Origin of the sequence: Streptomyces coeruleofuscus, assembly GCF_039532725.1 — a bacterium.
GTDB lineage: Bacteria > Actinomycetota > Actinomycetes > Streptomycetales > Streptomycetaceae > Streptomyces > Streptomyces coeruleofuscus.
Genome location: NZ_BAAASE010000013.1, coordinates 212,327 through 224,958 on the forward strand (window position 1 = coordinate 212,327; position 12,632 = coordinate 224,958).

Genomic DNA, 12,632 nt, shown 5'->3' on the forward strand with positions numbered 1-12,632 from the left:
CAACACGGGCGTTCCCACGATCCGTTGCAGACTCGTTGCCCAGTGTGAGGCCGGTGCCCTGCCATGGACGTCTCATTTCTCGGCGGGCCCAGCCCGCAGCGCGGGGTCGGCGTAGTCGCCCCCTTCGACTTCGCTCTCGACCGCGAGCTGTGGCGGTGGGTGCCGGACGAGGTCTCCCTGCACATGACACGAACACCGTTCGTGCCCGTCGAGGTCAGCCTCGATCTCGCCCGCATGGTCAGCGAACACCAGACGCTGAGCGAGGCGGTCGGCACGCTCAACGCGATCGCCCCCGAGGTCATCGCCTACGCCTGCACGTCGGGCAGCTTCGTCGGCGGCGTCATGGGCGAGCGCGCGATGTGCGAGGCGATGAGCCGGGCGGGCGCCGTCCCGGCGATCACCACCTCGGGCGGGCTGCTGGAAGCCCTGGTGGAGCTGGACGTACGGCGCGTGGCGCTGGTGACGCCGTACACGGTGTCGGTGACGCAGTCGCTGGAGGCCTATGTGGCCCAGGCGGGCGTCACGATCTCCGGCTGTGCCTTCATGGGCCTGACCCGCCACATCTGGAAGGTTCCCTACCGGGAGGTGGTGGACATGGCGCGGCAGGCCGTACGCGACGACGCCGACGCCCTGTTCATCAGCTGTACCAACCTGCCCACCTACGACGTCATCCCCCAACTGGAGGCCGAGCTGCGCATCCCGGTGATCTCGGCCAACCAAGTGACGATGTGGGCGGCGCTGCGCCGACTGGGTACCCGTGCGGTGGGACCGTATCAAGCGCTGATCAATCCGGAGGCGCGTGCCGGTCTCGGATCGCCGGGGGTGGACCCCGGTCCCGTCGTGCCGGAAGAAGAGCAGCAGCAGGAAGGCTGGACATGACAGCACTGGGATTTCTCTACCCGGGCCACTCGGCCGAGGACGACTATCCGCGCATCGAGCAGTTGCTGGGCAGCGACATCCGGGTGGACCTGGTGCACACCGACATCGGTGAGGACGCGCACCGGGTGGACGCGCTGCTGGAGATGGGCTCCGCCGGCCGGCTCGCGGCGGGCGTGCAGGAGCTGCGGCACGCCGGCGCGGACGCCGTGGTGTGGGCCTGCACCAGCGGCAGCTTCGTCTACGGCTGGGACGGCGCGCAGGAGCAGGTGCGCACCCTGGCGCAGACCGCCGGCATGCCGGCCTCCTCGACGTCCTTCGCGTTCGTGCACGCGGTACGGGAGCTGGGGGCGCGCCGGGTCGCGATCGGCGCGACGTACCCGGACGACGTGGCGCAGCTGTTCGCCGAGTTCCTGCGGGCGGACGGCGTCGAGGTCGTCTCGGTGAAGAGCTCCGGCATCATCACGGCCGCCGAGGTCGGCACGTGGGGCGAGGCGGAACTCCTGGCCATGGCCCGGCACTCCGACCACCCCGACGCCGATGTCCTCCTCCTGCCCGACACGGCACTGCACACGGCGGCCCACATCCCGGCCCTGGAGAAGGACCTCGGCAAGCCGGTCCTCACCGCCAACCAGGTCACGGTCTGGGAGGCCCTCCGCCTCGCGGACCGCCGTGTGAACGCGCCGGAACTGGGGGCACTGTTCACGAGGGAGCCGATCGTCCAGGCGTGAGTGCGCGTGCCGTTCTCGCCACCGACGCCCGGAATCGGTCCCACCTCTTCGGTGGGGCAGATCCGGGCATAGGGGGTGAACGGCCCGCCAGGAGGTGAGGAATGCTCAAGTCCGCCGTCTCACAGGGCTCTTGAGTTGACCGAAAGCGCGTTCCCCTTCCGTTGTTCTCCCCGTGCACACTGGCCACGTCCGCAGCCAGTCGTGCCGTGAAGGACTCCCCGATGGCCGAAACGGGCCCGTTCAGATCCCCTGTAAGCGCTGTCCGGCTGTCCGGGCTCCTGCTGTGCTGGAGCCTGGCGGCGGCGATGATCACCGCCGCCGTGGACGCCGTCCTCGATCCGCGGGCGGACTGGTGGGGTGCCGTGTGGTCCCTGCCCTGGTGGCTCGCCTGTGGAGCCGCCCTCGCGTGGATCGTGCTCCGCGTCCGCGAGAAGGCCGCCCGGCGGCCCCCGTACGGCGGAGCGCAGGGCGACTGGGAGCAGGCCGCCTGACCCCGCGGCACCTCCCGGGAATAACCGGAGACAGTCCCCTGTTAGAGCCGGAACGACAGCACACGGCCCACAGCAGGAGGCACCCCACCGTGGCGGCAGACGAGATACGCGGCGCAGCGCAGGGCAGCGCCCCCGTCCCCCTCTCCGTACTGGACCTGGTCACCGTAGGGGCCGGCCGCACCGCCTCCGACGCGCTGCGCACCAGCGTCGACCTGGCCCGCCTCGCGGAGGCCCGCGGCTTCCACCGTTACTGGGTCGCCGAGCACCACTCCATGCCGGGCGTGGCCTCGTCGTCCCCGGCCGTGATCCTGGCCCACCTCGCCGCCCACACCGACCGCATCCGCCTCGGCTCGGGCGGTGTGATGCTGCCCAACCACGCCCCGCTCGTCATCGCCGAGCAGTTCGGGACGCTGGAGGCCATGGCCCCGGGCCGCATCGACCTCGGCCTCGGCCGCGCGCCGGGAACCGACGGTGCCACGGCCGCCGCCCTGCGCCGCGCCGAGCGGCTCAACGAGGGCGCCGACGACTTCCCCCAGCAGCTCGCCGAGCTGACCCGGTTCCTCGACGACGACTTCCCCGACGGGCATCCCTACCGCCGTATCCACGCCGTACCGGGGCCGGTCCAGGCCACGTCCCCCGGCGGCGTCCAGTCCCCGCACCGCCCGCCCATCTGGCTGCTCGGCTCGTCCGGCTTCAGCGCCCGCCTGGCCGGTGTCCTCGGACTGCCCTTCGCCTTCGCGCACCACTTCTCGGCGCAGAACACCGTCCCGGCCCTGGACCTGTACCGGGAGTCCTTCCAGCCGTCCGCCGTGCTCGACGAGCCGTACGCCCTCATCGGCGTCTCCGCGCTCGCCGCCGACGACGAGCGGGAGGCCCGCCGCCAGGTCCTGGCCGCCGCGCTCAGCATGGTCCGGCTGCGCACCGGGCGCCCCGGCCTCGTGCCCAGCCCCGAGGAGGCGGAGGCCTACGAGTTCAGCCCGATGGAGCGTGAGTTCGTCGACTCCTGGAACGCCAACGTCATCCACGGCACCCCGGACGAGGTCCGCTCCGGCCTGGACGACCTCGCCAAGCGCACCGGCGCGGACGAGCTGATGATCACGGCCAACGCGCACGGCGGCGACGTACGCGTCCGCAGCTACGAACTCATCGCCGACGCCTACGGGTTGCCGACCCCTGCCTGAACACCCGGCGTGCCCAGCAGCTCGGAGATGCGATCCGGCGGCACCGGACGGGAGTAGAGCCAGCCCTGTCCCGTGTCGCAGCCGATGCGCCGCAGCCGGGTCGCCTGGGCCGGGGTCTCGACGCATTCGGCCGTGACGGTCAGTCCGAGCCGGTGGGCGAGCTGGATCATCGCCTCGACCACGACCTCGTCGGCCGGGTTCGGGCGGGTGGCCGTGCTGTCCCGGTCGTCGTACTGGAAGCCGCGGACGAAGGTGCCGTCCAGCTTCAGTACGGACACCGGCAGGCGGCTGAGGTAGGCCAGGTTCGAGTAGCCGGTGCCGAAGTCGTCGATGGCGATGCGCACGCCCATGTCGCTGAGGGCCTTCAGGGCCTGGAGCGGCCGGCCGGCCGAGCCCATCACCGCCGACTCGGTGAGCTCCAGCTGGAGCAGGTGCGGCGCGAGACCCGTCTCGGCAAGGGTCTCCGCCACGTCCGCCACCAGGTCGGAGTCCCAGACCTGACGCACCGCCACGTTCACGCTCACGAAGATCGGCGGCTCGTCGGGGTGGTCCAGCTGCCAGCGGCGGGCCTGTCCGCAGGCCGTGCGCAGCACCCAGCGGCCCAGCGGAACGATCGAACCGTCCTCCTCGGCGAGTCCGATGAACCGATTCGGCGTCAGTACGCCGAACTGAGGATGATTCCAGCGGATGAGCGCCTCGACCCCGTGCAGCCGGTCGTCCTCCATGCCGACCAGCGGCTGGTACTCCAGCCGGAACTCGCCCCGGTCGATGGCCGGCCGCAGCGTGGAGGCGAGGGCCTGGCGGGTCATGCGGTGGGCGTTGCGCTCCGGATCGAACAGCGTCCAGCGGGACTTGCCGTCGGCCTTCGCCCAGTAGAGCGTGGTGTCCGCCGCCTGCATCAGGGCGGTGGGGGTCGTCCCGGCCGCGTGCCGCTCGACGACGCCGATCGACGCCGAGACCGACAGCCGCTGCCCGGAGATGTCGAACGGGTCCTGGACCGCCTCCAGCACCGACTCGGCCAGCTCGGCCAGTTGCTCGGTGCCGGTGGAGTCCTCGACGAGCACCGCGAACTCGTCACCGCCGAGCCGGGCCACCAGCGGGATACTGGGCCTGGAGTGGCCGGCCTCGTCCGCGCAGCGCGTCAGGCGCTCGGCGACGGCGGCCAGCAGCCGGTCGCCCACGCGGTGGCCGAGGGTGTCGTTGATGGCCTTGAAGCCGTCCAGGTCCAGGTAGCACAGGCCGATCCGGCCGGTGCCGCTCTGCTCGTACGACTCCGCCTCCAGCGCCGCCGACAGCCGTTCGAAGAACAGGGTGCGGTTGGGTAGCCGGGTCACCGGGTCGTGCATCTGCAAGTGCCGCAGCCGGGCCTGGAGTTCGCGGCGGGAGCTGATGTCGGCTACGGACATCAGGACGGCCCGGTCCTCGGCGGGCAGCGGGGCGACCGTCACCTGCACCCACAGCGAGTGCCCGTCGGGGTGCTTGAGACGGCGCGTGCAGCGCAGCCGGGACTGCCGGCCGCGCAGCACCTCGCGGTACGCGTGCCAGGCGCGGGCGTCGGAGGTGAGGTCGACAAGGTCGGCTGCGACGGATCCGGCCAGCTCGTCCGGGGCACTGCCGAGCAGCGCGGCGAGTGAGTCGTTGGCGCTGACCACCATCCCCTCGCGGTCGACGACGGCCATGGCGAGCGGAGCGGCCGTGAAGACGGAGCGGTAGGGCGGACGCGCCGGGGGCTCGGTACGGGGAGGCGTGTCGATCTCACTCTCTGTGACGACCGGCCGGTCGAGGTCTGCCGCGGGCGCCGGCCCTTCGGAGGTTCCGCTCACCGCTCGCTCCCGCATGTATTCGATCTCTGTCCGTGCAGGAAAGGTCAGGAAAGTGTGCCGATCATAGAGGCTGGCCCCAGGGCCTTCCAGCCGGTGTCCAGTGTTCCCGACCAACCGGCGCTTCTGCCAGATCGTTTCTGCTCACGCCTGGACGGCTTCTTCAGGCCCCCGACCAGTTGTGACGTTCCGTGAGTGTTTCCGGGGTGTCGGCTTCCGCGCTTTTTCGGCCTCTTCACCCGACTGGTGCAGGCAAACAGGACGCAGTACGACAAATCATCACAGGCTGGGTGCGGTGTCCCGCGAACCGTACCCGGAGGTATCCGTGCCGCGTCAGTTCCCGCGCGCCCGACTGCGCAGCACCGCGGCCGTGTTCACCACCATGTCGGCGCTCGCCGCGACCTCCCTCGGCACCGGCCCGTCGGCCGCCGGGCCCGACTCGGCCGCGCCCTGCGCCCTGACCCGCACCGACGCCCACCACTCGGAGGGCCTGGACACCTGGAACGCCGCCTATCCGCGCCCGGCCCGGGCCCTGGACGCGGTCATGGTCTTCCTGTCCTTCCCGGACGCCCATCCGCTGACCACGCCGCAGGAGCTGACCTCCGACCACTTCCCGGCCACCACCCGTTTCTTCGAACGCGCCTCCTACGGGCGCTTCACCCTGCGCCCGCACTCCCTGGGGCACTGGATCCAGATGCCGCAGCCGTCCACGGCGTACGCCATACAGCGCGACTGGAGCGCCGAGCACCGGGCCGCGTACCTGCGGGACGCGCTCTCCGCGGCCGACCCGCGGGTCGACTTCTCCCGCTACGACGTCGTGTACTTCGTCGCCGACCCGGACGCGCCCGGAGTGGACTCCGACGCGACCAAGGTGGTCAACCTCACGAGTCCGATGCGGGCCGACGGCACCGACCTGCGCCGGGTCGTCACGGTGTTCGAACAGCATCCGCCCGACCGGCTCGTTCTCGCCCATGAGACCGGTCACGTGTTCGACCTTCCCGACCTCTACCACCGGCCCGTGGACGGCAAGGGCGACTGGGACACGCACGTGGGTGACTGGGACCTGATGGGCAGCCAGTTCGGACTGGCCCCCGACCTGTTCGGCTGGCACAAGTGGAAGCTGGGCTGGCTGGAGCAGCGGCAGGTGCGGTGTGTGCAGGACGCCGGCCCCGCCCGGCTGACCCTGGAGCCGCTGGCGGCCGGGCCCGGGGTGCCGGCGGCGGGCGCGGCGGGGGCGCCGGCCTTCGGTCTCGGACGGGGCACCAAGCTCGCGGTGGTGCGTACCGGCCGCGACAGTGTGCTCGCCTTCGAGGCGCGCGGGCCGGTGGGCAACGACGTGGCCGCCTGCCGGCAGGGGGTGCTCGTGTACCGGGTGCGGGGAGAGGCGCAGTCCGGGGGCGGTCCGATCGAGGTGGTCGACGCCCATCCGGAAACCGAGGCCTGCTGGGAGGACTCCGTCTACCCGCCCCTCGCGGATGCGCCGATCGGTCCCGGGGAGAGCTTCACGGTGCCGGGGGAGGGGGTCCTGGTGGAGGTGGAGGGGCGTACGGGGTCCGGGGCCTGGACGGTGAAGATCACGGCGGGCCGTTGAAGGTACCGTGCCCCGTCACGAGCACGCAGAAGGCCCCTCGCTCTCGCGAGGGGCCTTTGCCGTCTGTGCGCCGCCAGGGACTCGAACCCCGGACCCGCTGATTAAGAGTCAGCTGCTCTAACCAACTGAGCTAGCGGCGCCTGCTGACCGGATCAGTTTAGCGGACCTCGAAGGGTGCTCCGGACCGGGCCGCCGTACCTCCGGCAGCGTGATCACGTGGGGACTCTGTGTGAGATGTTCACCCCGGGCCCATGAAATCTCCACTGTCTCGGATCTTTCTTCGCACAGAAGTATGACGGGCGACAGAGCACGAACCCGAATCGGCATCGAAAGGCACCATCATGGGGGTCTCAATGCAGCACCGTTTCGAGTCCGTCGAAGAGCCCACCGCCCCGGCCGCGCACCGCTCCCGCCTGGTGATCGAGGACCTGGACGGCGGCTGGGCGCGGGGCGGCGTCGTGGCCGGCATCTGCTGGGTCGCCGCGGTGGAGGCGGCCGGTTCCACAGCCCCCGGACAGCTCGCGGCATGACCGCTCACGGGGGGAAGCGGGCCGCTGTGGCGGCGGACGGCGAGAGACCGAGAGTCGGGTTCAAACTCCACCTGCGTCCGGTCGTCGTCCCCGGGGAGGCCGCCTATCTGGTGTCGCGGCACGGCGTGACCGCCCTGCGCGGCGAGCACGCCGAGGTCCTGGTGCCGCTGCTCGACGGAACGCGTGAGCTGGACGACGTCCTGCGCGAAGCCGCCCGGGAACTCGACTCCGAGTCCGTCCTCAGTTCCCTGAACGACCTCACCACCGCCGGCCTGCTGCGTCTGCACCCCCGGGCCGTGCCACCCGTCGAGACGGGTGGCACGGCCCGCGCCGCGGAGGCCTACTGGGACCTGGCGGGCCTCGACGGCGCGGCGACCGCGACCCGGCTCGGGCGCGCGGCCCTGCGGCTGGAGGTGCTGGGCGGAGTCGACCCCGGGACGGTGCGGGACGCCTGCCGGGCCAACGGGGTCAACCTCGCCCCCGAGGGCGCGGACGCGGACCTCTCGCTCGTCCTGTGCGACGACTACCTGTCGCCGGAACTGCGCGAGGTCGACGCGGCACACCGGGACCGGGGCAGGCCCTGGCTGCTCGCCCGGGTCTGCGGGGCCGAGCCCTGGGTCGGCCCGTTCTTCCGGCCCGACGGCGGGTTCTGCTGGAACTGCCTGGTGACCCGGCTCGCCGGGCACCGGCGCACCGAGGGCCCGCTGCGCCGCGCCCTCGGCATCGAGGGGCCCCTGTCCAGGCCCGTCGCCTCGCTCGCCGCGGGGCGGGCCATCGCCGTCGGCATGGCCGTCCTGGAGGCCGCCAAGTGGCTGGCCGGGGTCCGGAACGGCTCGCAGGGCGAGGTGCACACCTTCGACACGATCCGGATGCGGGCCTCGGCGCACCGGGTGGCCCGGCTGCCGCAGTGCCCCGTGTGCGGCGACCCCGGCATCGTGGCCGAGCGGGTCGCGCGGCCCTTCGTCCCCGAGTCGCGCCCCAAGGCGCCGTCCGCGACGGGCGGCGGGCACCGGGCGCTCACCTGCGAGCAGATGCTGGCCCGGCACGGCCACCTCGTCGACCCGGTGACCGGCATCATCAAGGAGATCCGGCCCGCCCCCCGCTCCCCGGAGGGCCTCGACTCCTGCGTGTCCGGGCCCAACCTCGCCGTGGCCGCGCACACCCTCGCCGGACTGCGCGCCGGACTGCGGGCGCTCAGTGGAGGGAAGGGGCTGACCGAGACGGAGGCGCGGGTCAGCGCCCTGTGCGAGGCGGTGGAGCGCTACAGCGGCACCCGGCACGGCGACGAGCCCGTCGTGCGCGACACCTACCGCGCGCTCGCGGACGAGGCCGTGCACCCGTACGCCTGCCAGCTCTACCACGAGCGGCAGTTCCGCGACCGGGAGCGCTGGAACGCCCGCCACTCCAGCTTCCAGTACGTCCCCGAGCCGTTCGACGAGGACCGGCCGACGGAGTGGACCCCCGTGTGGTCCCTGACCTCCGGCACCCGCCGGCTGCTGCCCACCTCGATGCTCTACTTCGCGCCGGGCGGCACGGCGCCGGACGGCCTGTACGCCGACTCCAACGGCAGCGCGGCGGGCAGCAGCCGGGAGGACGCCCTGGTCCAGGGGTTCCTGGAGGTCGTCGAGCGGGACGCGGTCGCCCTGTGGTGGTACAACCGCACCCGTCAGGCGGCGGTCGACGTCGACGCGTTCGCCGAGCCGTACGCCGAGCGGATCCGCGCGGTGTGCGGCCGGCTGGGCCGCGAGCTGTGGGTCCTCGACCTCACCTCGGACCTGGGGATCCCGGTGATGGCCGCGCTGTCCCGGCGTACCGACAAGCCCGCCGAGGACGTGATCTTCGGGTTCGGCGCGCACTTCGACCCGCGGGTGGCGCTGCGCCGGGCCCTGACGGAGCTCGGTCAGCTCCTGCCGGCCGTGTGCCACGCGCGGCCGGACGGCACCGGGTACGCCCTCGCCGACCCCGAGCCGCTGAGCTGGTGGCGCAGCGCCACGCTCGCCAACCAGCCCTATCTGGCGCCGGATCCGCGGTGCCCGGCACGGACCCCGGCGACCTGGCCCTACGTGCCCCGCGCCGACCTCCTCCAGGACGTCACGGCCATCACCCGGTTGCTGCGCGACCGGGGCATGGAACTCCTGGTGCTCGACCAGACCCGGCCGGACTTGGAGGTTCCGGTCGTGAAGGTTCTGGTGCCGGGGATGCGTCACTTCTGGGCGCGGTTCGCCCCCGGGCGGCTCTACGACGTGCCCGTGGCGATGGGGCGGGTCGCGGCCCCGACGCCGTACGAGGAGCTCAACCCGGTGCCGCTCTTCGTCTGACCTCCCATTTCCCCCTGTAAGGCCTTCTTCCCGACGCGCCACGAACAAGCGGCCTTTGAGCGGTCTCAGTGGTCCTTTGCATGATTGTCACGGCCTTCGCTTATCATCCCCAAAACCGCGCACACAGTTGCGAGAAGAGGCCGCGAACGATGGACCATCAGGACCGGTTACACATCGCCGATCGCGGAGACGGGGACGACGGCGCGGCATCCCCGTCGACGCGCAGCCGGGACGTACCCGCTCCTCGGGTCGCCAGGATGATCCTGTGGGTGGCGCTCCTCAGCTTCACGCTGGTCACCACCCTCAACCTCCTGGACGCCGGCCTCTCGGAGAACGAGCTGTGGTTCGCGCTCGGCGCCCAGGCCGTGATCTCGGCACTGCAACTCAGACACTCCGCGCCCGGCGCCAACCGGGCGCCCCTGTGGAACCGGTGTCTCACGCTGGGCGTCCAGGCGCTGCTCACCTATCTGCCGCTGCTGGTCTTCCGCGCCGAATGGGGCTCGATGGCGGGCTTCCTGGCCGGTTCGTTGCTGCTCCTGCTGCCGCCGCGCATCGGCTGGTCCCTGTACGGCGTCACCGGGATCAGCCTGCTCGTACCGTCCCTCATCGAGGACCGCTCGGTCCTCGACACCGTCTACCTGTGCCAGTCGACCATGCTGACCGGCCTGATCACCTTCGGCCTGTCGCGGCTGAGCGAGCTGGTCAAGGAAGTGCACGCCGCACGCGGCGAGCTGGCGCACATGGCGGTGACCGAGGAGCGGCTGCGCTTCGCCCGTGACCTGCACGACCTGCTCGGCTTCAGCCTGTCCACGATCACGCTCAAGAGCGAGCTCATCCACCGCCTCATACCCGGCCATCCCGAGCGGGCCATGGAGGAGATCGAGGACGTCCTGACGGTCGCGCGCGACTCCCTGGCCGATGTGCGCAGGGTGGCCCGTGGCTTTCAGGACATGTCCCTGGAGCGGGAGATCAACTCGGCGCGGTCCGTGCTCGGCGCCGCCGACATCGGTGTGGACATCCGGGTGGACCTGGGCGAGGTCAGTCCGCGCTCCGATTCGGTCCTCGCCGCCGTCCTGAGGGAGGCCGTGACGAACGTGCTGCGGCACAGTCTCGCGGGACACTGCGCCATCGAGGCGGTACGCACGGGAGAAAGGGTTCGCCTGACGGTCGTCAACGACGGTGTCCAGGCGGGGTACCGCGACCCCTCTCCGGACAGCGGAAGCGGCCTGTCGAACCTGGAGGCCAGAGTGCGGGCCATCGGCGGCACGATACGGGCCGGTCGTCTCGACGACCGCACCTTCCGCCTCGTCGCCGAGGTGTCCGCACAGCCCGGGAACGCCCAAATCCCCGTAGCTGACGGGGAGTTGACGGTCGAGGAATCGGCTGCATAGCCGAATGTCACCCCTCCCGTTGGTAGGATCCGGACACATTCGCTGTTACGGGGGGGTCCGTGATTCGGATACTGCTGGCCGAGGACATGAACATGGTTCGCGGCGCACTCGTCGCGCTGCTCAACCTCGAATCCGATCTGGACGTGGTGGCGGAGGTGGAACGGGGCGACGAGATCGTCGACACGGCGCTCAAGTGCCGGCCTGACGTGGCCATCATCGACATCGACCTGCCGGGCCTCGACGGTCTGACGGCGGCCGCCCGGCTGCGCGAACGGCTGCCGGAGTGCCGCACGCTCATCCTCACCAGCCTCGGCCGCCCCGGCACCCTGCGCCGGGCGCTGTCCGCCCAGGTGTCCGGGTACCTGTTGAAGGACGCGCCGCCCAAGCAACTGGCGGAGGCGGTACGGCGGGTCGCGGCCGGGCAGCGGGCCATCGACCCGCAGCTCGCGGTGGCCGCCTGGGGCGGGACCGAGAACCCGCTCACCGAGCGCGAGAACGAGGTGCTCAAACTCGCCGCCGAGGGAGCCGAGGCGCCCGAGATCGCCAGACTGCTGCACCTGACCACCGGCACGGTCCGCAACTATCTGACGGCCGTCGTCGCGAAGCTCAACGCGCGTAATCGGGTCGACGCGATACGCATCGCACGGGAGTCGGGCTGGCTGCTGTGAGAGCCCGGGCGCGGCCACCGGCCGGCGGTCACAGCCGCGCGTCGTCGTCCTTGTCGTCGTCCACCGGCTCCGCCATGCCCGCCGCCGCCAGGTAGCGCAGGATGCCGTCGGTCACCTCGGGGTGCAGCGGCAGGGCCTGAGAGGCCGCGTCCGGGGTGACCGGCCAGGCCAGCATCGCGACGACCCACACCGCCTCCGGCCGGTGCAGCACCACCCGGTGCAGCGAGGCCGCCGACTCCAGGGCGACGCCCTGGTCCTCCAGCGTCACCTTGACGTCCCGCGGCAGCCGCAACTCGTCCGCCGCGGACAACTCCTCGGGCGAGAACGTCGCCTGACGGGACTCGGGGGAGACCGACAGCAGGGGCCCCTTGAGATCGTCCAGGGCCAGCGTGCGTACGGTCATGTGGGAGATCCGGCTGAGCGTCGGCAGCAGGACCAGGCAGACGCTGCCCTCACCGTCACCGGTGCCGACGTTCGCGGGCAGCATCGGGCCGAGTTCCATCCGCCGCAGCGCCTCACGCACGATCGGATCCGGGTCGGACAGCCGCTCCGAGCCAAAACGGCCGGTGAGCACCACTTCGTCCCCGGTGGCCCGCACGATGACGTCCTCGCTCAGCGACCACAGGTGGAGCGGCTGCCTACCGATGGGTTGCGGCATGGCGGGCATCCCTTCCCTGCATGGACACCCGAGTATCCGGCAGCGAAAAAGCCGCCGACACCGATGAGTTCATGGCTCACACATGAAGATCTCATACCGCCTTCGCCGCGTCGCTTTGGCCGGTCACAAGGGGCCCTTCCTACCGTTCAGCGACAGCCAGCCCGCTGCGTTTGTCCAGGAAAGGGGGCGGCCGGTGGCCGTTCATACAGCGGAGAGCAACGAGGCCCGGCGCAAGGACGTGCGCCGTGTGGACCGGGTGATCATCAGGTTCGCGGGGGACTCGGGTGACGGTATGCAGCTCACCGGTGACCGTTTCACCTCGGAGACCGCGTCGTTCGGCAACGACCTGTCGACGCTGCCGAACTTCCCGGCCGAGA

At 71.5% G+C, this 12,632-nt stretch carries 12 protein-coding genes and 1 tRNA gene; 10 read left to right on the forward strand and 3 right to left on the reverse strand.

Annotation, left to right across the window (positions count from 1 at the left end; genetic code table 11):
* Positions 1-63 precede the first annotated feature (63 nt).
* From ABFX81_RS36975 to ABFX81_RS36990, 4 genes are all read left to right on the forward strand, one after another.
* The gene (locus ABFX81_RS36975; protein ID WP_086851279.1) at positions 64-879 is read left to right on the forward strand and encodes a maleate cis-trans isomerase family protein; all 816 of its coding nucleotides are present in this window, start codon (positions 64-66) and stop codon (positions 877-879) included.
* Complete coding sequence (locus ABFX81_RS36980) at positions 876-1,607, forward strand: maleate cis-trans isomerase family protein (RefSeq protein ID WP_086851277.1); 732 nt, start codon at positions 876-878, stop codon at positions 1,605-1,607. Before ABFX81_RS36975 ends, ABFX81_RS36980 begins: the two co-directional genes overlap by 4 nt.
* A 221-nt stretch (positions 1,608-1,828) precedes the next feature.
* Entirely contained in the window at positions 1,829-2,098 is a 270-nt protein-coding gene (locus ABFX81_RS36985) for a hypothetical protein (protein WP_086851276.1), read from the forward strand.
* Positions 2,099-2,187: 89 nt separating this feature from the next.
* A complete protein-coding gene (locus tag ABFX81_RS36990; RefSeq protein ID WP_086851274.1) occupies positions 2,188-3,279 on the forward strand; it encodes an MsnO8 family LLM class oxidoreductase in 1,092 nt (363 codons plus the stop codon).
* Here ABFX81_RS36990 and ABFX81_RS36995 read toward each other — a convergent pair.
* Positions 3,255-5,117, reverse strand: coding sequence for an EAL domain-containing protein (locus tag ABFX81_RS36995; protein ID WP_086851272.1), 1,863 nt, complete (start codon positions 5,115-5,117; stop codon positions 3,255-3,257). The two genes, ABFX81_RS36990 and ABFX81_RS36995, sit on opposite strands and share 25 nt — an antisense overlap.
* Before the next feature lie 307 nt (positions 5,118-5,424).
* Between ABFX81_RS36995 and ABFX81_RS37000 the strand changes: the two genes are divergently transcribed.
* Entirely contained in the window at positions 5,425-6,690 is a 1,266-nt protein-coding gene (locus tag ABFX81_RS37000) for a M6 family metalloprotease domain-containing protein (RefSeq protein ID WP_346139282.1), read from the forward strand.
* A 66-nt stretch (positions 6,691-6,756) separates the two neighbouring features.
* Here ABFX81_RS37000 and ABFX81_RS37005 read toward each other — a convergent pair.
* Positions 6,757-6,830 (reverse strand) — tRNA-Lys (locus ABFX81_RS37005).
* 213 nt (positions 6,831-7,043) lie between these two features.
* Here ABFX81_RS37005 and ABFX81_RS37010 point away from each other — a divergent pair.
* From ABFX81_RS37010 to ABFX81_RS37025, 4 genes are all read left to right on the forward strand, one after another.
* Entirely contained in the window at positions 7,044-7,220 is a 177-nt protein-coding gene (locus ABFX81_RS37010; protein ID WP_346139283.1) for a hypothetical protein, read from the forward strand.
* Positions 7,217-9,538, forward strand: coding sequence for a TOMM precursor leader peptide-binding protein (locus tag ABFX81_RS37015; RefSeq protein ID WP_086855321.1), 2,322 nt, complete (start codon positions 7,217-7,219; stop codon positions 9,536-9,538). Before ABFX81_RS37010 ends, ABFX81_RS37015 begins: the two co-directional genes overlap by 4 nt.
* Positions 9,539-9,807: 269 nt before the next feature.
* The gene (locus tag ABFX81_RS37020; protein WP_346139284.1) at positions 9,808-10,929 is read left to right on the forward strand and encodes a sensor histidine kinase; all 1,122 of its coding nucleotides are present in this window, start codon (positions 9,808-9,810) and stop codon (positions 10,927-10,929) included.
* Between the two features lie 59 nt (positions 10,930-10,988).
* On the forward strand, positions 10,989-11,597 hold the full coding sequence (locus ABFX81_RS37025; protein WP_086855323.1) for a response regulator: 609 nt from the start codon (positions 10,989-10,991) through the stop codon (positions 11,595-11,597).
* 28 nt (positions 11,598-11,625) lie between these two features.
* Here the strand turns inward: ABFX81_RS37025 and ABFX81_RS37030 are convergent, their stop codons facing one another.
* Positions 11,626-12,255 (reverse strand): NADH oxidase, encoded by a 630-nt coding sequence (locus ABFX81_RS37030; RefSeq protein ID WP_346139285.1) that lies wholly within the window; start codon positions 12,253-12,255, stop codon positions 11,626-11,628.
* 193 nt (positions 12,256-12,448) lie between these two features.
* On the opposite strand from ABFX81_RS37030, the gene ABFX81_RS37035 reads away from it, so the two are divergent.
* On the forward strand, positions 12,449-12,632 hold a 184-nt coding region (locus ABFX81_RS37035; protein ID WP_346139286.1), incomplete at its 3' end, for a hypothetical protein.